Origin of the sequence: Pseudomonas sp. MYb13, from assembly GCF_002980075.1 — a bacterium.
Taxonomy (GTDB): Bacteria; Pseudomonadota; Gammaproteobacteria; order Pseudomonadales; family Pseudomonadaceae; genus Aquipseudomonas; species Aquipseudomonas lurida.
In genome coordinates, this window is the sequence record NZ_PCQI01000002.1 from 432008 (window position 1) to 453288 (window position 21281).

The window sequence follows — 21281 nt, forward strand, 5'->3', positions numbered from 1 at the left end:
CAGCATCTTCCCTGCTGAAGTCTGCGCGATGAGTCGACCCCGCATTCGTACCCTGCCAGCACGCCCGGAACTTCTACTGATTCTGGGCAGTGGCCTCACCGTCGCCTTGATCGTTGTGATCGTCGCTGTATTGCTGATCCGTGAACACGCCAGCACCCTGCGGGCAGCCACGCGCTCAACCACCAATATTGCGCAATTGATCAACGCCGACGTGCTGCGTAACGTCGAGCTCTACGACCTGGCCCTCAAGGGGTTGATCGCAGCCAAGCAGCGCAATGACCTGTCGCAGGTTGCGGCGAATATCCAGCACCTGGTGCAGTTCGACTTATCCACGGCGGCGCCTTTCAAGGGCGAAGTGCTCTTGCTGGACGCCAATGGCGCGGTGATCGCTGACTCTTCCACCCTGCAACCCACCCCGCGCAACTTTGCCAGCCGCGATTATTTCCAGGTGCATGCCAAGGACGCCCAGGCCGGCCTGTTTATCAGTCGGCCGTTCAAGATCCATTGCAACTGCGACCAGGTCTGGCGCATGGCATTCAGTCGGCGCGTTTCGGGACCCAATGGCGAGTTCGCGGGCGTCGCGGTCGCGACCATGCGCCTGGCGTATTTCGATCAGCTATTCAGCACCCTGACGATCGGCAATGGCAGCAGCATCAACCTGCTGAACAACCAAGGCATCTTGCTGGCGCAGCAGCCACTGCTGGAAAGCGACATGATTGACAAGGACCTGAGCGAACGACCGAACTTCAAAAGAATACTGCGTGAAGGCAATGGCAGCTTCCAGGCCATCTCGGCCATTAGCGGCAAGGAGCGCCTGTACACCTTCACCAATGTCGGAGAACTGCCGCTGATTGTGGTGGTAGCACTGTCCAGTGAAGATGTATTCGCCCCTTGGATACGCGCCGCACTGCTGACCAGTGGTGCCACTGGCATCCTCTGTATTGGCTTGTTATGGCTGACCTGGATGCTGCGCCGGGAACTGCGACGCCGCTATCGCGCTGAGCGCGTCCTGTCAGAACTGGCAGCCACCGACGCCCTGACCGGCCTGGCCAACCGCCGCATCCTGGACGAGCGCCTGCGCCTGGAGTGGGATCGCGCGCAACGCTCGACGGAGCCGCTGACGGTGCTGATGATCGACGTGGATCACTTCAAGGCCTTCAACGACCGCCACGGCCATCATGGTGGTGATGCGGCGCTGCGTACGGTGGCGCAAGTGATCGGCGCCAATATCCGCCGTCCGGCCGACCTGGCGGCGCGTTATGGCGGTGAAGAGTTTGCTGTGGTGCTGCCGATGACCGATGCCAAGGGCGCCAGGGTGATCGCCGAGCATATCCGCAGCAGTATCGAACACTTGCCGAGGGTGGCGGGGGATAAACAGCCGATTACGGTGAGCATTGGCATGAGTACCTGGGAAAAGCGCAGCCGCCTGTCGCTGGAGACGTTGTTGCTGAGTGCGGATCGGGCGCTGTACGAAGCCAAGCATACGGGGCGTAATCGGATTGTGGATGCGGCGACCCTGTGATGAGCGCGGCCCCTTCCTGGGGTGCGCAGGTTTACTGCGGTGAGCGGGGCTTGCCGCGCGTTATCGCTGGCGGATCACCAGGCATAAAAAAAGGCCACCCGAAGGCAGCCTTTCAAAACTAAAGAAGAGAGTTGTGACTTACACCGCCGCAACGGGACGCATGTAAGAGATCGGTGCGGTGCTGGCATCTTCGAAGGTCACGACTTCCCAAGCATCTGTCTGCTCAATCAACTTGCGCAGCAGCTGGTTGTTAAGGGCATGGCCCGACTTGAAGCCTTTGAACTCGCCTATCAGGCTATTGCCCAGCAGGTAGAGGTCACCGATTGCATCGAGGATCTTGTGCTTCACGAACTCGTCTTCGTAGCGAAGGCCGTCTTCGTTCAGTACACCATCCGCGTCGACCACAATGGCGTTTTCAACGCTGCCGCCGAGTGCGAGGTTGTGCTTGCGCAGGTACTCGATGTCACTCATGAAACCAAAGGTACGGGCGCGGCTGACTTCTTTTACAAACGAAGTGCTGGAAAAATCCACGCTTGCACTTTGGGTGCGGTCACGGAATACCGGGTGATCGAAATCGATCTCAAAGCTCACTTTAAAGCCTTCGAACGGGACGAAGGTGGCGCGCTTGTCGCCGTCTTCTACTGTCACTTCCCGCAGAATGCGAATGAACTTCTTGGCTGCGTCCTGTTCTTCCAGGCCGGCAGATTGAATCAAGAATACGAAGGGTCCAGCGCTGCCATCCATGATCGGGACTTCGGACGCGGAGAGCTCGACGTAGGCGTTATCGATGCCCAGGCCAGCCATGGCCGAGAGCAAGTGCTCCACCGTATCCACTTTGACGTCACCGTTGACCAATGTGGTCGACATGGTGGTTTCGCCAACGTTTTCCGCGCGAGCAGGAATCTGCACCACAGGGTCCAGGTCGGCACGCACAAACACGATGCCGGTGTCGACAGGTGCAGGCTTGAGGGTCAGGTATACCTTCTCCCCGGAGTGCAGACCTACACCTGTGGCACGAATAATATTCTTCAGAGTGCGTTGTTTAATCATGGCTTGGACCGCTTCAGCGCAAATTGCGAACTGGTATCAACAAAGGCTGGCGATAATAGCAGACCAGACCTTTGCTGAACACCAATCACCTTCATAGCCCTGATACATTCCATTAATCGGCCTGACGACGCAGGAATGCCGGGATGTCCAGGTAGTCCAGATCATCTTGCGGATTCGGGCTACGGGACGCCGCAGCACCGGCCTGAGCCTGGTTGCGCATCACGGTCGGACGGTCCAGGTCACGGTAGTTCACAGACGGCAGTTCCTGGCGCGCAGGCGCTGGAGCGGCAGCTTGCTGGCTGGCGTGGCTGGTATGAACGGTATTGTCGATGACCTTCACAGGCTTCTCGATTTTTGCGCCCAGGCCGGTAGCCACGACCGTCACGTGCAGTTCGTCACGCATGTCCGGGTCGATAACGGTACCGACTTTGACCATGGCGTGCTCGGAAGCGAAGGCTTCGATGATGCTACCCACGTCGGAGTACTCACCCAGGGACAGGTCAGGACCGGCGGTGATGTTCACCAGGATGCCACGTGCGCCTTGCAGGTTCACGTCTTCCAGCAACGGGTTGCGGATAGCCGCTTCAGTGGCCTCGCGTGCACGGTTCGGACCGCTGGCGCAGCCAGTGCCCATCATTGCCATGCCCATTTCGCTCATGACGGTACGTACGTCGGCAAAGTCGACGTTGATCATGCCTGGGCGCTTGATGATGTCGGAGATACCGCGAACGGCACCGGCCAGTACATCGTCGGCCTTGGCGAACGCGGACAGCAGGCTTGCGTCCTTGCCCAGGATGGTCAGCAGCTTCTCGTTAGGGATGGTGATCAACGAGTCGACGCTTTCAGACAGCAGACGGATGCCTTCGTCGGCGATCTGCATGCGCTTGCGACCTTCGAACGGGAACGGACGGGTCACGACAGCAACCGTCAGAATGCCCATTTCCTTGGCCACTTCGGCAATGATCGGCGCAGCACCGGTACCGGTACCACCGCCCATGCCAGTGGTGATGAACACCATGTTGGTGCCTTGCAGCACTTCGGCAATACGCTCGCGGTCTTCCAGCGCGGCTTGACGGCCGACTTCCGGGTTGGCGCCAGCGCCGAGGCCCTTGGTCACGGCAGTGCCCAATTGCAGGATGGTCCGCGCGCCGATGCTTTTCAGCGCCTGGGCATCAGTGTTGGCGCAGATGAATTCAACGCCTTCAATGTTGCTCTTGACCATGTGGTTGACAGCGTTGCCGCCGCCACCGCCGACACCGATCACTTTGATGACCGGGCTTGCGGGGATGTTGTCTACGAGTTCGAACATGTTCCCTCTCCTTTCGTTTTCTCTAGTTTTTTCGCCTACTGCTTGAAACGGTGTTGCGGTAAATCTTTAGAAATTGCCTTTAACCCAAGCCTGCAAGCGCTCGAACAACGGCGCTTTGGCCTCGTCGTCGCTGCGGTAGCTGTCACGGTTGCTCGGGCCCGACAGGGAAATGCCGTCGGTCTGCTTTTGCAGCCCGTACAACAGCAAGCCCACACCGGTGGAATAAATCGGGTTGCGCACCACGTCGCCCAGGCCTTTGACGCCATGGGGAACACCCAGGCGTACCGGCATGTGGAAGATTTCCTCGGCCAGTTCGACCGCGCCTTCCATCTTCGAGGTGCCACCGGTCAGCACGATGCCGGCCGGGATCAAATCTTCGTAGCCGCTGCGACGCAGTTCAGCCTGGATCAGGGTGAACAGTTCGTCGTAGCGCGGCTCGACCACTTCGGCCAGGGCCTGGCGCGACAGTTCGCGCGGTGGACGGTCGCCCACGCTTGGCACCTTGATGGTCTCGCCGGCGCCGGCCAGCTTGGCCAGGGCGCAGGCGTAGCGGATCTTGATTTCTTCGGCGTACTGGGTCGGTGTGCGCAGCGCCATCGCGATGTCGTTGGTCACCTGGTCACCGGCAATCGGGATCACAGCGGTGTGACGGATCGCACCCTCGGTGAAGATCGCGATGTCCGTGGTGCCGCCGCCGATGTCGACCAGGCACACGCCCAGTTCTTTTTCGTCGTCGGTCAGTACCGAGTAGGCCGAAGCCAGTTGCTCAAGAATGATGTCGTCGATTTCCAGGCCGCAGCGGCGCACGCATTTTTCAATGTTTTGTGCGGCATTGACGGCGCAGGTCACCACGTGGACCTTGGCTTCCAGGCGCACGCCCGACATGCCCAGGGGCTCGCGGACGCCTTCCTGATTATCGATCACGTAGTCCTGCGGCAGGGTGTGCAGCACGCGCTGGTCAGCCGGGATCGCCACGGCCTGGGCTGCGTCGAGGACGCGCTCAAGGTCGGCCGAGCTGACTTCGCGGTCGCGGATCGCCACGATGCCGTGGGAGTTCAGGCTACGGATATGGTTGCCGGCCACGCCGACGAACGCCGAGTGGATCCGGCAACCGGCCATCAGCTGCGCCTCTTCAATGGCGCGCTGGATCGATTGCACGGTGGACTCGATGTTCACCACCACGCCCTTCTTCAGGCCCCGGGACGGATGCGTGCCAATACCGACGATTTCGATCGTGCCGTCTTCCCCGACCTCGCCCACCAGCGCCACCACCTTGGAGGTGCCGATATCGAGACCGACGATCATTTTGCCGCTTTGCACGTTTGCCATGGGTCCTGCCTCTTCTTAATTCTTCGCGACAGCGGGTTGCGCTGCCGTGGGCGCAGCCGGTTCACGCCAGCCGACGGCAAGGCCGTTGGCGTAACGCAGGTCGACGCTCGCAATGTTCGTAATCTGTTCTTTCAAGGTCTTGTCATAGATGGCAATGAAACGGCGCATCTTTTCCACCAAGCGGTCGCGTCCCAGCAACAACTGGATGCCCGGGCCGGAACTGCCTGCCCCGGTCGTCAAAAACCAGCTGCCCCGTTCACGCAGTTCCAGGCGTGCAATGGAGAAGCCCAGTGGCCGCAGCATCTGGCTCAAGGCCTGGTACTGCTGCATCACTTGCTGCTGCGCCCGCTGCGGCCCGAACAGCTGCGGCAGGTGCTCGTAGTTGGCCAGCTCACGCGGGGTGAATGCCTGGCCCTGGTTGTTCAGCAATGCTTCGTCACCCCAACGGGCCACGGGCAGTTGCTCTTCCAGGCGGATCGTCACCTGGTCCGGCCATACGCGGCGGACTTCGGCGTGGGCGATCCACGGCATCTGCTCCAGCTCCGCGCGCATACCGGCCAGGTCGATGGTGAAGAAGCTCGCCGCCAGGTATGGGCCAATGCGCTGCTGTACCGCTTGCTGGCTGATGTAGCTCAAGTCGCCCTGCACGCTGATCTTGGTGATCGGCCGGTCGGCATACGGCAACAGACGCTGGGCGCCCTCGTAGGTTCCGAAGCCCAACACCACCAGCAGCACAGGCCAGAACAACGCCTTGAGGAAACCAAAATTGGCTTTCGGCAGGCGCGCCGACATCGGCTCTTTAGCCACCATTCGGCTGGCACCCCGTGGCACCGGCTTGCGGCCGGGTGCTTGTGGGGGCTGATGACGAAGCGATGCGCCGTTCATGTGCTTAGCCTCGAGGCTCGATGCTTGCGGCCAGGATCGCCAGCACCAACTGCTGGAAATCCAGGCCGGCGGCACGGGCGGCCATAGGTACCAGGCTGTGGTCGGTCATGCCGGGAGCGGTGTTGACTTCCAGGAACCAGAAATTCCCTTGGTCATCCTGCATCACGTCTGCCCGCGCCCAACCGGCGATACCCAGCGCCTCACAGGCTTTCGCCGTGAGGTCCATCAATTCTTTTTCCTTGGTTGCGTCCAGGCCACATGGGATCCGGTACTGGGTATCGGAAGCCAGGTATTTAGCGTCGTAGTCGTAGAAGGTGTGGGGCGTGCCCAATGCGATAGGCGGTAAAACCTGGCCACGCAGGGTGGCGATGGTGTACTCGGGACCCTGGATCCACTGTTCCACCAACACTTGCGAATCGTAGGTACTTGCCGCTTTCCATGCGTCGATCAATTCGGCGGCCGAGTTCACTTTGGCCATGCCGATACTGGAGCCTTCATGGGCTGGTTTGACGATCAAAGGCAGGCCCAGTTCCTTGGCTGCAGAAATACAATCGTCTTCGCTGCACAGCACACTGTGACGCGGGGTTGGAATACCCAGGCTGTGCCATACCTGCTTGGTGCGCAACTTGTCCATCGCCAGTGCCGAGGCGAGAATGCCGCTGCCGGTGTAAGGGATGCCAGCGCACTCCAACAGGCCTTGCATGCTGCCGTCTTCACCGCCACGGCCATGCAGGATGATGAAAGCGCGGTCGATCTTCTCAGCCTGCAGGCGGGCGAGGAAATCATCACCGACGTCGATGCCGAACGCGTTCACACCGGCGCTTTGCAGGGCGTGGAGCACGGCATTGCCGGACTTGAGCGACACTTCACGCTCGGCGCTCTTGCCGCCGAACAGTACCGCCACACGGCCGAAGTCGGCAGGCGTGAGGGTGGAGAACAGGGCGTCGTAATTCGTGGTCATTTCGACTTCCCCTGCACGGCAGCGAACAGCGGGCTCGCGAGCAATTTCGGCGCAAGGCCGCCGATATCACCGGCGCCCTGGCACAGCAGGATGTCGCCGGCACGCAGCAGTGGCTTGACGATCGGCGCCAGGTCCACACCACGCTCGATGTAGATCGGGTCCAACTGCCCACGCTGACGGATGCTGTTGCACAGCTTGCGGCTGTCGGCGCCCGGGATCGGTTCTTCACCGGCCGGGTAGACTTCCATCAGCAGCAGCACGTTGGCATCGGCGAGTACATTGACGAAGTCGTCGTACAGGTCGCGGGTACGGCTGTAGCGGTGCGGCTGGTAGACCATCACCAGGCGGCGCTCCGGCCAGCCACCGCGCACGGCCTTGATCACGGCGGCGACTTCGGTCGGGTGGTGACCGTAGTCGTCCACCAGCATTACGTCACCGCCTTCTACCGGCAACTGGCCGTAGACCTGGAAGCGACGGCCCACGCCGGCAAAGCGCGACAGGCCTTCGACGATGGCTTCGTCGCTGACGCCCTCATCGGTGGCAATGCAGATGGTCGCGAGGGAATTGAGTACGTTGTGGTTGCCCGGCATGTTCACCGACACATCCAGTGGCTCGCGATCCGGGCGCAGTACCGTGAAGAAGGTCTGCATGCCTTCCTGGCGCACATTGATCGCACGCACATCGGCGTCTTCGCTGAAGCCGTAGGTCACGGTAGGACGCTTGACCAGCGGCAGGATTTCACGCACCACCGGATCGTCCAGGCACACCACGGCCAGACCGTAGAACGGCAGGTTGTGCAGGAACTCGACGAAGGTTTTCTTCAACTTGTTGAAGTCACCGTCGTAGGTCGCCATGTGGTCGGCGTCGATGTTGGTGACCACGGCCACCAGTGGCTGCAGGTGCAGGAAGCTGGCATCGCTTTCATCGGCTTCGGCGATCAGGTAGCGGCTGGTGCCGAGCTGGGCATTGGTGCCGGCTGCATTCAGGCGGCCACCGATGACGAACGTCGGGTCCAGGCCACCGGCGGCGAACACCGAGGCGATCAGGCTGGTGGTGGTGGTTTTGCCATGGGTACCGGCGACGGCGATGCCGTGGCGGTAACGCATCAGCTCAGCCAGCATCTCGGCGCGTGGCACCACGGGAATGCGGCGCTCGAGGGCGGTGGCCACTTCAGGGTTGGAGGTGTTCACGGCACTGGAGACGACCAGCACGTCAGCCTCGGCGGCGTTCTCGGCGCGGTGGCCGATAAAGATCTGTGCGCCAAAGGACTTCAGGCGATCAGTGACCGGCGACTCTTTCAAGTCGGAGCCGGACACCTGGTAGCCCAGGTTCAGCAACACTTCGGCGATGCCGCACATGCCCACGCCGCCGATACCGACGAAGTGGATGCGACGGATACGGCGCATTTCCGGTTGCGGCATGGCTTTCTGATTCTCAACCATGGGCCACCTCCAGGCAGATATCGACCACGGTGCGGGTTGCGTCAGGTTTGGCCAGGCGGCTTGCGGTGCTCGCCATGCTGTTGAGTCGTTCCGGTTGCATCAAAACCTCGGTCAGGCGTGCGGCCAAATCGGCGGCGCCAGTCGTTCTTTGCGGCAGCAGGAAGGCAGCGCCCTCCCCGGCCAAATATTCGGCGTTGCGGGTCTGGTGATCGTCGATCGCATGGGGCAAGGGCACCAGCAAGGACGGCAGACCGGCGGCAGCCAGTTCACTGACGGTCAACGCACCAGCGCGACAGACCACCAGGTCGGCCCAGCCATAGGCGTGGGCCATGTCTTTGATGAAGGGCTGTACGTTTGCCTCTACACCGGCTTCGCGATAGCGAGTGGCGGTGACTTCATCGTGATTCTTGCCAGCCTGGTGGAAGATCTCCGGACGCAATTCCACAGGAAGTTGCGCCAGCGCTTGCGGCAGCAATTTATTCAGCGGCTCGGCGCCCAGGCTTCCGCCCAGGATCAGCAGGTGTGCCTTACGCCCGACCAGCGCCTGGCGGGCGATGTCCATGAACAGTTCGGTGCGCACCGGGTTGCCGGTGGTACGGCGCTTGTGCGACGCACTGAAGGTATTCGGGAACGCTTCACACACCCGCGCCGCCAAGGGCACCAGCAGGCGGTTGGCGGTACCGGCAACGGCGTTCTGCTCGTGCACGATCACCGGCACGCCGGCAAGCCTGGCGGCGACACCACCCGGGCCGGTCACGTAACCGCCAAAGCCGAGCACGCACACCGGTTTCAATTCACGCATGAGCTTGCGCGCTTGCCACACCGCCTTGAGCAACACGAACGGTGCCTTGAGCAGGGACAACTTGCCCTTGCCACGCAGGCCGGTGACGTTGATCAAATGCAGCGACAAGCCGGCGTTCGGCACCAATTCGTTTTCGATGCCACGCGGTGTGCCCAGCCAGTGCACGGTGTAGCCACGGTTCTGGAATTCCCGCGCACACGCCAGGGCCGGGAACACATGGCCCCCGGTGCCGCCCGCCATGATCAGCACATTAGCGCCCATGGGTCGGCTCCTCGGCAAAGTCGCTTTCGCTGAACTCCATCTCTTCGCTGCCCAGGTGGGTTCGACTCTCCCACTCGATGCGCAGCAACAAGCCCAGGCACGCGCAGCAGATCACCAACGAACTGCCGCCGTAACTGAGGAACGGCAAGGTCAGGCCCTTGGTCGGCAGCAGGCCGACGTTCACACCAATGTTGATCAGGAACTGGCCGATCCACAGGAACGACAAGCCATACGCCACATAGGCGGCGAAATACTGTTTGGCCTTCTCGGCCCACAAGCCGATGTACATGCCGCGTACACACACGAACACGAACAGCGCGACGGTGCACAGCGAACCGACCACGCCAAGCTCTTCGGCGAGTACCGAGAACACGAAGTCGGTGTGGGCTTCCGGCAGGTAGAATTGCTTCTGCACACTGTTGCCCAGGCCCACGCCCAGCCATTCACCACGACCGAAGGCGATCAGGGCCTGGGTCAACTGGTAGCCGGAACCGAACTGATCGGACCATGGGTCGGTAAAGGTGATCAGACGCGCCATCCGGTAGGGCTGTGCCTGCACCAGGATGGTCACGGCGGCCACGGCCAGCACCACCATCAAGGTGAAACGGAACAGGCCCACACCGCCGAGGAACAGCATCGCCGCCGCCGCTCCCATCATCACGACGGTGGCACCGAAGTCAGGCTCCATCAGCAACAGGCCGGCCATCGGCAGCAGCACGATGAACGGCTTGAAGAAGCCCATCCAGCTTTCGCGCACTTCTTTCTGGCGACGCACGAGGTAGCCCGCAAGGTAGATCACCACGAACACCTTGGCGATTTCCGACGGCTGCACGTTGAAGGCGCCGAAGCCGATCCAGCGCATCGAACCGTTCACCTCCCGGCCAATGCCGGGCAGGATCACCATGATCAGCAAGCCGAACGCGCCGATCAGCATCAACCAACCCAGGCGTTGCCAGGTGGCGATAGGAATCATCATGGTGACGATGCACGCGCCCAGGCCGATCACCAGGTACACCAGGTGACGGATCATCATGTACAGGGTGTTGCCCGACTGCACGGCGGCCACTTCGGAAGACGCCGACGTGATCATCACCAGGCCCAGGCCGAGCAATGCCAGGCAACCGGCAAGCATCGGAAAATCAAGGTCGATACCGCGCCCGGTAATGATCGGCGACGGGTACGGCTTGATGATGTTTCTGAAATTGATACTCATGCCAAGGCCTCCACGGCGCGGGCGAACAGCTGGCCGCGCTCTTCGTAGTTCTTGAACATGTCGAAACTGGCGCACGCCGGCGACAGCAGCACCGCATCGCCCGGCTGCGCCAGGGCTTTGCATTGGGCAATGGCATCGTCCAGCGAGGTGGCGCGAACTTGCGGCACGGCATCACCCAAGGCAGCGGCGATCAGGCCAGCGTCGCGCCCCATCAGCACCACGGCGCGGCAGTGTTCAGCCACCGGGCCTTTGAGGTCCTTGAAGTCGGCACCCTTGCCGTCGCCGCCGGCGATCAGCACCAGCTTGCCGTCGATATCGGCGCCGAGGCCTTCGATCGCCGCCAGGGCGGCACCGACGTTGGTAGCCTTGGAGTCGTTGTAATAGCTCACGCCATTCAGATCGCGCACCCACTGGCAGCGATGCTCGAGGCCGCCAAAGGTACGCAGCGCCGACAGCATGGCATCAAATGGCAGGCCAACGGCATGCCCCAATGCCAGCGCGGCCAGGGCGTTGGACTGGTTGTGCGCGCCCCGGATTTTCAGTTCGCGGACTGGCATCAGGTTCTGGAATTCGAAGGCCAGGTATTTCTCGCCGTTCTCTTCGCGAATACCGAAGGCCTTGAAGTCGGGTTTGCCCAGGCCGAAGGTCCAGCACGGCAGGCCCTCGCCCATCAACGGACGGCTCAGGGCGTCCTGGCGATTGACCACCACTTGCCTGGCGCCACGGAAGATCCGGTGCTTGGCCAGGTGGTACGCCGGCAGGCCGCTGTAGCGGTCCATGTGGTCTTCACTCACGTTCAACACGGTGGCCACTTCGGCACCGAGGTCGTGGGTGGTTTCCAGCTGGAAGCTCGACAGCTCCATCACGTACAGCTCGACGTCGTCGCTGAGCAGGTCCAGCGCCGGTGTACCGAGGTTGCCGCCCACGGCCACGCGCTTGCCGGCCGCAGCCGCCATCTCGCCGACCAGGGTGGTCACGGTGCTTTTCGCATTGGAACCGCTGATGGCCACGATCGGTGCCTTCGCGTTACGCGCGAACAGGTCGATATCGCCGGACAGCTTCACGCCACGGGCCGCAGCGGCTTGCAGGGCCGGTGTCGCCAGGGCCAGGCCGGGGCTCACGTAGAGCTCATCGGCGCGGCACAGAAACTCGACATCCAGCTCGCCACAACGCACTTCCACGTGCGGGTAGTCACGGCGCAGCGTGACCAGCTCCGGTGGATTTTCCCGCGTATCGGCCACGGCAAACGGCTTGCCCCGGTTCGCCAGGAAGCGAACCAGGGACATGCCGCTCTTGCCGAGGCCGACAACGATGCGGAAGTGGTCTGAAGCGATCAGGGACACTCGTTTCTACCTCAGTTTCAGGGTGGCAAGGCCGATCAGCACCAAAATCACGGTGATGATCCAGAAGCGGACGATCACACGTGGCTCAGGCCAGCCCTTGAGTTCAAAGTGGTGGTGAATTGGCGCCATGCGAAACACACGGCGCCCGGTCAATTTGAAGGAAGCCACCTGGATGACCACCGACAGGGTTTCCATCACGAACACACCGCCCATGATGAACAACACGATTTCCTGGCGAACGATCACCGCGATGGTGCCCAAGGCAGCGCCCAGCGCCAACGCGCCAACGTCGCCCATGAAGACTTGTGCGGGATAGGTGTTGAACCACAGGAAGCCCAGGCCTGCACCAATCAGCGCGCCGCAGAACACAATCAATTCACCTGCACCCGGTACATACGGGATCAGCAGGTATTCAGCGAATTTCACGTTACCCGACAGGTAGCAGAAGATGCCGAGCGCGCCGCCCACCATCACCGTCGGCATGATCGCCAGGCCGTCGAGGCCGTCGGTGAGGTTGACCGCGTTGCTGGAGCCGACGATCACGAAGTAGGTCAGCACCACGAAGCCGATGCCCAGTGGAATGCTGGCGTCCTTGAGCATCGGAATGATCAAGGTCGTTTCCACTGCGCTTGGCGCTGTCATGTAAAGGAAGATCGCGGCAGCGAGACCGAACACCGACTGCCAGAAATACTTCCAGCGACTGGGCAGGCCCTTGGAGTTCTTCTCGATCACCTTGCGGTAGTCATCCACCCAACCGATGGCGCCAAACAGCAGGGTCACCAACAGCACCACCCACACGTAGCGGTTGTGCAGGTCAGCCCACAGCAAGGTGCTGACGCCGATGGACGACAGGATCAGCGCGCCGCCCATGGTCGGGGTGCCGGATTTGGACAGGTGCGACTGCGGGCCGTCATTACGAACCGATTGACCAATTTGCAGGTTCTGCAGGGTGCGGATCATCCACGGCCCCAGGAACAGCGACAAACACAACGCGGTCAGCACACCCAGGATCCCGCGCAGGGTCAGGTACTGAAAGACCGCGAAGCCTTTGTGGAACTGTTGCAGATACTCAGCCAGCAGCAGCAGCATTAATGTTTCTCCGTACTTGAGCCACACAAGGCCGCGACGACGTTTTCCATCACCGCGCTGCGCGATCCCTTGATCAAAATGGTTGTGTGTGTGTCGTGTTCAGCCGCCGTCAGCGCCTGGATCAGCTCGGCCTGTGTCGCAAAATGCACCGCGCCGGGGCCAAAGGCGTCGACGGCGTGGGCCATGTTCTTGCCAACGGCATAGAGAGCGTCGACTTTGCCCGCCGCGTAGGCGCCGACTTCGCGGTGGGACTGTTCGGCCCAGTCGCCCAGTTCGGCGATATCGCCCAGCACCAGCACCTTGCGACCGGCAAAGCCCTTGAGCAGGTCGATGGCAGCACAGACCGAGGACTGGTTAGCGTTGTAGGTGTCATCGATCACCCGCATGCCATTGGTCGCAAGCTGAGCAACAGTGCGGCCCTTGACCGGCTGCACCGCACCCAGGCCTGTGGCGATACCGAACAGCGAAACGCCCAGGGCGTATGCGGCGGCAGCGGCGGCCAAGGCATTGGCGACGTTATGGTTGCCCAGCAGATTCAGCTGGACGTGCTCGCTGCCTTGCGGGGTATGCAAGGTGAAGGACGGGCAACCACGGGCATCGACCGTGATGTTGGATGCATGGAAATCAGCCGCAGCGTTGAGCACGGCAAACGTCAGGACCTTGCGCCCGGCGGCGCGTACACGCCAGGTTTCGAAGGCCTTATCGTCGAGATTCAACACAGCAGTGCCCGACGCATCGAGGCCTTCAAGGATTTCACCCTTGGCTTCGACGATTTTTTCCGGGCCGCCGAACTCGCCGACGTGGGCAGTACCCGCGTTGTTGATGATCGCAACGTGGGGCTTGGTCAGCGCCACGGTGTAGGCGATTTCGCCGACGCGCGAGGCGCCCAGTTCGATCACCGCCGCGGTGTGTTCCGGCGCCAGTTCAAGCAGGGTCAGCGGTGCGCCGAAATCATTGTTCAGGTTGCCACGGGTGGCGTGCACCGGGCCGCGCGTACGCAGCACGCCGGCGAGCAGCTCCTTGACCGTGGTCTTGCCGCTGGAGCCGGTGATGGCGGCAACGGGATTGGTGAATGCGGTGCGGTTCAACGCGCCGAGCTGGCCGAGGGCCAGGCGGGTGTCGGCGACCAACAGCTGCGGCAGCCTGGAGTCCGCTACTTCGCGTTGCACCAAAGCGCCGACGGCGCCTTTGGCGGCGACTTCATTCAGGTAGTCGTGACCATCGAAGCGCGGGCCAGCCAGCGCGACAAACAACTGCCCCGGCTTGATGTTGCGACTGTCGATACTGACGCCGTCGAAGCTGCAATCGCTCGACAGGACACGGGCCGACAGGGCCTGGGTCAGTTCGCTGAATGTCATTGCTTTAAGCATGGGCGACCTCCCAGGCGGTCAAGGCGTGATCGGCCTCGACCAGATCGGAGAAGGCATGGCGTTCGCCATTGATTTCCTGATAGTCCTCGTGGCCTTTACCGGCCAGCACTACCACGTCGTCAGCGCTGGCGCTGGCGATCAATTGGGCAATGGCCGCACCGCGACCGGCGACGAACGTGGCCTTGGACCCGTCTTTGAAGCCAACACGGATATCGTCGAAAATCTGGCTCGGGTCTTCGCTGCGCGGGTTGTCGTCGGTCACGAGTACGCCATCGGCCAGGCGCTCGACGATCTCGGCCATCAATGGACGCTTGCCGCGATCACGATCACCGCCACAACCAAACAGGCACAGCAATTTGCCCTTGGCGTGGGGGCGCAGGGCCACCAGGACTTTTTCCAGGGCGTCGGGCGTGTGGGCATAATCGACCACCACCAGCGGCTGGGTGCCGCCACCCAGGCGCTGCATGCGACCGGCCGGGCCTTCCAGCTTCGGCAGCACACGCAGGATTTCATCCAGGGCGTAATCCAGGCCGAGCAACGCGCCAACGGCGGCAAGGACGTTGCTCAGGTTGAAGCGCCCCAGCAGGCTGCTGCGCAAATGGTGCTCGCCCTGCGGCGTCACCAGCGTGGCGCGCACGCCTTCGTCATTGAATTGGGCTTCACGGCAATACAGGTAAGCGCTCGCGTCCTCCAGGCTGTAGCTGATCAGGCGCGACTCACGGTCTTCGGCGGCCAGCTGGCGACCGAATTCGTCGTCCAGGTTCACCACGCGGCACTTGAGGTCATTCCAGGCAAACAGCTTGGCCTTCTCGGCAGCGTAGGCCTGCATGGTGCCGTGGTAGTCCAGGTGATCGCGGGACAGGTTGGTCATCACCGCCACATCGAAAGCCAGCGCGGCCACGCGCCCCTGGTGCAAGCCGTGGGACGACACTTCCATGGCAACTGCCTTGGCGCCAGCTTTTTTCAGGTCGGCCAGGGTCGCTTGCACGGCGATCGGGTTCGGCGTGGTGTGCAGGCCGCTTTGCAGCGCGCCGTAGAAACCGGTGCCGAGGGTGCCGACGATGCCGCAGTGCTGGCCCAGCAGGTCAAGGGCCTGCGCAACCAGTTGGGTCACGCTGGTCTTGCCGTTGGTGCCCGTGACGCCGACCAGGTTGAGTTGGCGGCTCGGGTCGCCATAAAAGCGCCCAGCAATGTCCGACAGCTGTGCGGCGAGCCCCTTGACCGGAATCAATGGCACGTCGGTGATCGGCAGCACAGTCGCGCCTTCCACTTCATAAGCCACGGCAGCAGCGCCGCGTTGCAACGCATCGGCGATGTGCGCACGGCCATCGAGCTTGCCACCCGGCACGGCCAGGAACAGGTCACCGGCGCGCACATTACGACTGTCCAGGCTCAGCTCGCGGATCAACAGATCGCGACCGGCATGGGCAAAAATCTTGTTCAGGCTAAGAGACATCAGCCGCGCCCTCCATTGGCTTTTACGGCAGCGGCCGGTGGACCGGCGTTCGCTTGTTGGGTCGACGGCAAGTTGTCCGGCGTGATGTTCATCAGGCGCAGGGTGCCGGACATCACTTTGCTGAACACTGGCGCCGATACCAGGCCACCGAAGTAACCGGCCTTGCTCGGCTCATCGATGACCACGACGATGGCGTAGCGTGGGTCGCTCATCGGGCCGAAGCCGGCGAACAGCGAACGGTAGGAGTTTTCCGCGTAGCCCTTGGTGCCCACCGACGTTTTACGCGCAGTACCCGACTTGCCGGCCACGTGATACGCAGGCACCTGGGCACGGAACACACCGCGCGGCGCTTCGATCACTTGTTGCAGCATGCCTTGCATGGTCTTGGCGACGTTTTCCGGGATCACCTGGGTGGCTTTCGGTGCTTCGTCGACGTGGATCAGGCTCAACGGCACCATGCGGCCATTATTGGCCAGCACCGAGAACGCGTGAGCCAATTGGATCGCGGTCACCGACAGGCCGTAGCCATAGGAAAGCGTGGCGGTCTCGGCTTTTTTCCAGTCGCGGTAGTTGGGCAGGTTGCCCACGCGCTCGCCGGGGAAGTCGAGGCCGGTAGGCTGGCCCAAACCGATTTTCTGCGCCAGGTGGTAGATGGTTTCGCCGCCGATATCGAAGGCAACCTTACTCATGCCTACGTTACTGGAGTTGATCAGGATACCTGTCAGATCCAACACCGGACCTTCGGTACGCGATACGTCACGAATGGTGTATTTGCCCAACTGCAGGGTGCCTGGATACACCTCGACCTTGTCGCTGGGCTTCCAGCGTCCGGTCTCCAGTGCGGCACTCATGGAGATGGCTTTCATGGTCGAACCCGGTTCGAACACGTCGATCATCGCGCGGTTGCGCATCATCGCCGGCTGCAGGTTGCGACGGTTGTTGGGGTTGTAGGTTGGCTGGTTGACCATCGCGAGGATCTCGCCGGTCTTCACGTCCATGATCACCAGGCTGCCGGCCTTGGCGCCGTTCTCGATGATCGCATTCCGCAGCTCGCGGTTGGCCAGGTATTGCAGGCGCAGGTCAATCGACAACGCCAAGGGCTTACCGGCCTTGGCGTTTTTGGTGACCTGGACATCCTTGATCAGTCTGCCGCGCCGATCCTTGATGACTTGTCGTTTGCCGGGAACTCCGGCGAGCCATTCATCGTAGGCGAGTTCCACCCCTTCACGGCCGTGATCATCGATGTCGGTAAAGCCAACCATATGCGCGGTGGTTTCACCGGCCGGGTAGAAACGACGGAATTCCTCGATGCCGTAGACACCAGGGACTTTAAGGTCGAGCACCTGCTGGCCCTGTTCAGGCGTCAAGCCACGAACGAGGTAGATGAATTCTTTATTGGCCTGGGCTTCAAGGCGCTCGGCCAAGGCTTTCGGGTCCTGGCCCAGGGCGGCAGCGAGCGCCGGCCAACGGTCCTTGGCCACCTGCAATTCCTTGGCGTTGGCCCACAAGGTGGTCACCGGTGTACTGACAGCCAGAGGCTCGCCATTACGGTCGGTGATCAGGCCGCGGTGCGCAGGAATAGGGATATGACGCAGGCTGCGAGCATCACCCTGACCAATAAGGAAGTCACGGTCGACCACTTGCAGGTCGATGATCCGCCAGGTGATCGCACCGACCATCAATGCCAGCAAGCCAAGCATCAGGCGGAAGCGCCATGGGTAGAGTGCGCCCTCAAGTTTCATCATGGCGCCACCATGCGGACTTCGGCCGCGCCCGGGATGTGCATTTTCAGCTGTTCGGTGGCCAGCACTTCGATACGGCTATGGGCCGTCCAGGTGCTTTGCTCCAGGATCAGCCGCCCCCACTCCGCTTGCGCCTTGTCGCGCACACTCAACTCCCCGTACAGGGTGTTGAGCAGTTGACGGTTGTAGTGGGCGCTGTACGACACCGCGATTGCGGAAATCAGCACGCCCACAAACAACAGCAACATAAAGAAGCTGCCGCCCGGGAGGGGCTTGGCGAAAAGCTTGCTCACCGCAACTTCTCCGCGACGCGCATGACGGCGCTACGGGAACGTGGGTTGGCCTTGAGTTCGGCTTCGGAAGCGAACTGCGCTTTGCCATGGATTTTGATTTTCGGCACAAAGGCTTCGAAACGTACCGGCAGGTTGCGCGGCAGGTTGTCGGATTCACCCTTGACCAGGCGACGCATGAACAGTTTGACGATACGGTCTTCCAGGGAGTGGAAGCTGATCACCACCAGGCGACCGCCCACTTCCAGCGCCTCGAGGGCAGCCTCGAGGCCAGCCTCCAGGTCGCCCAATTCGTTGTTGACGTGAATGCGCAGGCCCTGGAATGCACGGGTGGCCGGGTTCTTGCCCTTTTCCCACGCAGGGTTGGCGACTTTCAGCACTTCGGCCAGGTCGGCAGTGCGCTCGAACGGCTGGATTTCGCGGCGCTCGACCACGGCGCGGGCCATGCGACCGGCGAAGCGTTCTTCACCGTATTCCTTGAATACGCGGGCGATCTCTTCCACCGGCGCGGTGGCGATGAACTGCGCGGCACTGATGCCACGGGTCGGGTCCATGCGCATGTCGAGTGGGCCGTCGTTCATGAAACTGAAGCCACGCTCCGGGTCGTCGAGCTGTGGCGAAGACACGCCCAAGTCGAGCAAAACCCCGGCCACCTTGCCCGCCATGCCACGCTCGGCAACTTCGGCACCCAGCTCGGCAAAGCTACGCTGTACAACGACAAAGCGGCCGTCTTCGGCCGCTAGCGCTTGCCCGGTGGCAATCGCTTGAGGGTCTTTGTCGAACCCGAGGAGCTTACCGTCAGGCCCGAGCTGGCTGAGTATCAACCGGCTATGCCCGCCCCTGCCAAAAGTGCCATCCAAATAGCAGCCATCCGCGCGTACGGCGAGAGCCTCAACGGCTTCGTCAAGCAGTACGGTGATGTGGTTAAAGCCGCTATCAATAGTCACAGGATCAAATCACGCAGTTCATCAGGCATGGCGCCCGGTTGTTGAATAGCAGCCAGGTCAGCTGCAGAAACAGCATCCCAGGCATCTTCGTCCCACAATTGGAACTTGTTCAGTTGGCCGACCAGCATTGCGCGCTTGTCCAGCTTGGCGTACTCGCGTAACCGCGGTGGCACCAGGAAACGACCGCTGCCATCGAGCTCGAGGTCGACGGCATTACCAATCAGCAAACGCTGCAGGCGGCGGTTTTCTTCACGCAATGAAGGCAGGGCGCGCAATTTGGTTTCGATCAACTCCCACTCATCGAGCGGGTAAACACATAAACAAGGGTCAACGGCATCAATGGTGATGATCAACTGCCCGGAACTTCGCGAAATGAGCTCGTCACGATACCGGCTCGGCATGGCGAGACGGCCTTTTGCATCGAGACTGATAGCGTTAGCTCCGCGAAACACAGATGCGTTTCTCCAAATTTTAGCGTTTTACGTTCAAAAAACCCACTTTGTGCCACTTTCCGCCACTTGCGCACACTATAGGAATGCGCCCACCACACCGTCAAGGCGCGGATTCAAGGAAAAGCCTTACAGAACGGAGATTTAGGAGCGTAAAAGGAGGAGAAACCAGAGTTCGGCGATGTTTTGGGCCCAACAAGCACAAATAGCTCAAAGAGCTATGGCCTAAAGTTAAAGTAATTTATTAAGAGTAAGATTTTTTTGGTATTACGAAGATGCATCTGCCAATGATTTGGCAGGGAGGGATTCTTGCGTTACTACCGGGTTTCTGCTCGAGATTCGGACAGAAGGAAAAAGGTGGAGAGTCGATCTATAAGCCGGGTTCTGTCTTGAACAGTCATTCGTCTACGATGGCCATCACTGGACATCTTTAGCAACCTACCCGGTCCCAGCGCGGGCCACGCCTTGGGACCCTATTTGGTCTTGCTCCAAGTGGGGTTTACCTAGCCACGAACTGTTGCCAGTCGTGCGGTGCGCTCTTACCGCACCTTTTCACCCTTACCGGCACCGAAGTGCTTAGGCGGTTATTTTCTGTGGCACTTTCCGTAGGCTCACGCCTCCCAGGCATTACCTGGCACTTCGCCCTATGGAGCCCGGACTTTCCTCCCCCCCCTAATTTTCATAGAGGGCAGCGACTGTCCAATCGACTCTCCGCCGCGCAGGTTAACGGCACGGCGGACTTAGGACAAGTAATAAAAGTTCAGAATTGCCATCACGTTCAGACGGAATACAGCTTAGACCCCGGAACTATTCGCCTTTCTGTTTATCCAGCGCAGCTTGATATAAGAGGTTCTTGCGCACGCCAGTGATTTCCGCCGCCAGGGCCGACGCACGCTTGAGCGGCATCTCCTCGAGCAACAGGTCGAGGATGCGCATGGCCTCGCTGCCAACCGCATCTTCATCCTCAGGCGCCGTCCAGCCCGCCACCAGCACCACGCACTCGCCGCGCTGCTGATTGCTGTCGCCTTCGACAAATGCGCGCAGTTCCTCCAGCGGCAGGCCCTTGAGGGTTTCGAAGGTCTTGGTCAGCTCACGCGCCAGCAGTGCCAGGCGTTCGCCGCCAAATACCAGCTCCATGTCCTGCAGGCACTCAAGGATGCGATGCGGGGCTTCATAGAAGATCAAGGTGCGCGGTTCTTCCTTCAGCGCTTGCAGGCGCGCACGTCGCCCCACGGCCTTGGCCGGCAGAAAACCCTCAAAGATAAAACGGTCGGACGGCAGGCCAGCCGCCGACAATGCAGCGATCAGCGCGCACGCTCCCGGAACTGGCACTACATTGATACCAGCGGCCCGCGCCTGGCGCACCAGATGGTAGCCAGGGTCGGAGATAAGGGGCGTGCCCGCATCGGAGATCAGCGCCACATCGTCGCCAGCCTGCAGGCGCACGATAAAACGGCTGCCTTCTTCGCGCTCGTTGTGTTCATGGCAGGCCGCTAATGGCGTGCTGATACCAAAATGCTGCATCAAACGCTGGGAGTGCCGCGTGTCTTCAGCCGCGATCAATTTAACCTCGCGCAACACCTTCAATGCCCGGGCACTGATGTCGTCCAGGTTGCCAATGGGCGTCGCCACGACAAAAAGCGAGCCTGCAGTGGAATTCAAAGGACCTGGAGCAGTCAAAACGCACACCTCGATGGTTGGCAAAAGCGACATTGTAGCGCGTAGGCGCCTTGAAAATATGCCATCACGGCCGATGCCTTTCAGGCCGCTGATAGCCACCTGCAACATTTGCACGACCTAAATCGACGGTTTCACGCCAGT

18 protein-coding genes and 1 other RNA gene are annotated in these 21281 nt (G+C 61.2%); 1 reads left to right on the forward strand and 18 read right to left on the reverse strand.

Annotated features, from left to right (window positions below):
- The first annotated feature begins 28 nt into the window (after positions 1-28).
- Positions 29-1522, forward strand: a complete 1494-nt coding sequence (locus CQ002_RS05470; protein WP_098465801.1) for a sensor domain-containing diguanylate cyclase — start codon at positions 29-31, stop codon at positions 1520-1522.
- 138 nt (positions 1523-1660) lie between these two features.
- On the opposite strand, the gene lpxC is transcribed toward CQ002_RS05470, so the two are convergent.
- The 18 genes from lpxC to rsmI all read right to left on the reverse strand — a co-directional run bounded on the left by lpxC (position 1661) and on the right by rsmI (position 21173).
- A complete protein-coding gene (gene lpxC / locus CQ002_RS05475) occupies positions 1661-2572 on the reverse strand; it encodes a UDP-3-O-acyl-N-acetylglucosamine deacetylase (protein ID WP_003171886.1) in 912 nt (303 codons plus the stop codon).
- Positions 2573-2684: 112 nt separating this feature from the next.
- A complete protein-coding gene (gene ftsZ / locus CQ002_RS05480; RefSeq protein WP_010170471.1) occupies positions 2685-3881 on the reverse strand; it encodes a cell division protein FtsZ in 1197 nt (398 codons plus the stop codon).
- Between the two features lie 66 nt (positions 3882-3947).
- Positions 3948-5210 carry a cell division protein FtsA gene (gene ftsA / locus CQ002_RS05485; protein ID WP_025855584.1) on the reverse strand — a complete coding sequence of 421 codons (1263 nt, stop codon included), beginning with the start codon at positions 5208-5210 and terminating at the stop codon, positions 3948-3950.
- 15 nt (positions 5211-5225) lie between these two features.
- Positions 5226-6095, reverse strand: coding sequence for a cell division protein FtsQ/DivIB (locus tag CQ002_RS05490; RefSeq protein WP_034102255.1), 870 nt, complete (start codon positions 6093-6095; stop codon positions 5226-5228).
- A 4-nt stretch (positions 6096-6099) separates the two neighbouring features.
- Positions 6100-7056 (reverse strand): D-alanine--D-alanine ligase, encoded by a 957-nt coding sequence (locus CQ002_RS05495; protein WP_034102254.1) that lies wholly within the window; start codon positions 7054-7056, stop codon positions 6100-6102.
- Positions 7053-8498, reverse strand: coding sequence for a UDP-N-acetylmuramate--L-alanine ligase (gene murC, locus CQ002_RS05500; protein WP_034102253.1), 1446 nt, complete (start codon positions 8496-8498; stop codon positions 7053-7055). Before murC ends, CQ002_RS05495 begins: the two co-directional genes overlap by 4 nt.
- Positions 8491-9561 carry an undecaprenyldiphospho-muramoylpentapeptide beta-N-acetylglucosaminyltransferase gene (gene murG / locus CQ002_RS05505; RefSeq protein ID WP_034102252.1) on the reverse strand — a complete coding sequence of 357 codons (1071 nt, stop codon included), beginning with the start codon at positions 9559-9561 and terminating at the stop codon, positions 8491-8493. Before murG ends, murC begins: the two co-directional genes overlap by 8 nt.
- Positions 9551-10774: a putative lipid II flippase FtsW gene (ftsW, locus tag CQ002_RS05510; protein ID WP_016974959.1), complete on the reverse strand. Its 1224-nt coding sequence runs from the start codon at positions 10772-10774 to the stop codon at positions 9551-9553. Before ftsW ends, murG begins: the two co-directional genes overlap by 11 nt.
- On the reverse strand, positions 10771-12117 hold the full coding sequence (murD, locus tag CQ002_RS05515; protein ID WP_105161667.1) for a UDP-N-acetylmuramoyl-L-alanine--D-glutamate ligase: 1347 nt from the start codon (positions 12115-12117) through the stop codon (positions 10771-10773). Before murD ends, ftsW begins: the two co-directional genes overlap by 4 nt.
- A gap of 6 nt (positions 12118-12123) precedes the next feature.
- Entirely contained in the window at positions 12124-13206 is a 1083-nt protein-coding gene (gene mraY, locus CQ002_RS05520) for a phospho-N-acetylmuramoyl-pentapeptide-transferase (protein WP_034102250.1), read from the reverse strand.
- The gene (murF, locus tag CQ002_RS05525) at positions 13206-14576 is read right to left on the reverse strand and encodes a UDP-N-acetylmuramoyl-tripeptide--D-alanyl-D-alanine ligase (protein WP_105161666.1); all 1371 of its coding nucleotides are present in this window, start codon (positions 14574-14576) and stop codon (positions 13206-13208) included. Before murF ends, mraY begins: the two co-directional genes overlap by 1 nt.
- On the reverse strand, positions 14569-16032 hold the full coding sequence (locus CQ002_RS05530) for a UDP-N-acetylmuramoyl-L-alanyl-D-glutamate--2,6-diaminopimelate ligase (RefSeq protein ID WP_034102248.1): 1464 nt from the start codon (positions 16030-16032) through the stop codon (positions 14569-14571). The genes murF and CQ002_RS05530 overlap by 8 nt, the downstream gene beginning before the upstream one ends.
- Entirely contained in the window at positions 16032-17774 is a 1743-nt protein-coding gene (locus CQ002_RS05535; protein WP_177431154.1) for a penicillin-binding protein 2, read from the reverse strand. The genes CQ002_RS05530 and CQ002_RS05535 overlap by 1 nt, the downstream gene beginning before the upstream one ends.
- Positions 17774-18067: a cell division protein FtsL gene (gene ftsL, locus CQ002_RS05540; protein WP_010213047.1), complete on the reverse strand. Its 294-nt coding sequence runs from the start codon at positions 18065-18067 to the stop codon at positions 17774-17776. Before ftsL ends, CQ002_RS05535 begins: the two co-directional genes overlap by 1 nt.
- On the reverse strand, positions 18064-19011 hold the full coding sequence (gene rsmH / locus CQ002_RS05545) for a 16S rRNA (cytosine(1402)-N(4))-methyltransferase RsmH (protein WP_034102246.1): 948 nt from the start codon (positions 19009-19011) through the stop codon (positions 18064-18066). The genes ftsL and rsmH overlap by 4 nt, the downstream gene beginning before the upstream one ends.
- The gene (mraZ, locus tag CQ002_RS05550; protein ID WP_003171868.1) at positions 19008-19463 is read right to left on the reverse strand and encodes a division/cell wall cluster transcriptional repressor MraZ; all 456 of its coding nucleotides are present in this window, start codon (positions 19461-19463) and stop codon (positions 19008-19010) included. Before mraZ ends, rsmH begins: the two co-directional genes overlap by 4 nt.
- Before the next feature lie 354 nt (positions 19464-19817).
- An RNA gene (gene rnpB, locus CQ002_RS05555) (RNase P RNA component class A) lies at positions 19818-20171 on the reverse strand.
- A 96-nt stretch (positions 20172-20267) separates the two neighbouring features.
- Positions 20268-21173 (reverse strand): 16S rRNA (cytidine(1402)-2'-O)-methyltransferase, encoded by a 906-nt coding sequence (gene rsmI / locus CQ002_RS05560; protein ID WP_177431149.1) that lies wholly within the window; start codon positions 21171-21173, stop codon positions 20268-20270.
- Between the last annotated feature and the right edge of the window lie 108 nt (positions 21174-21281).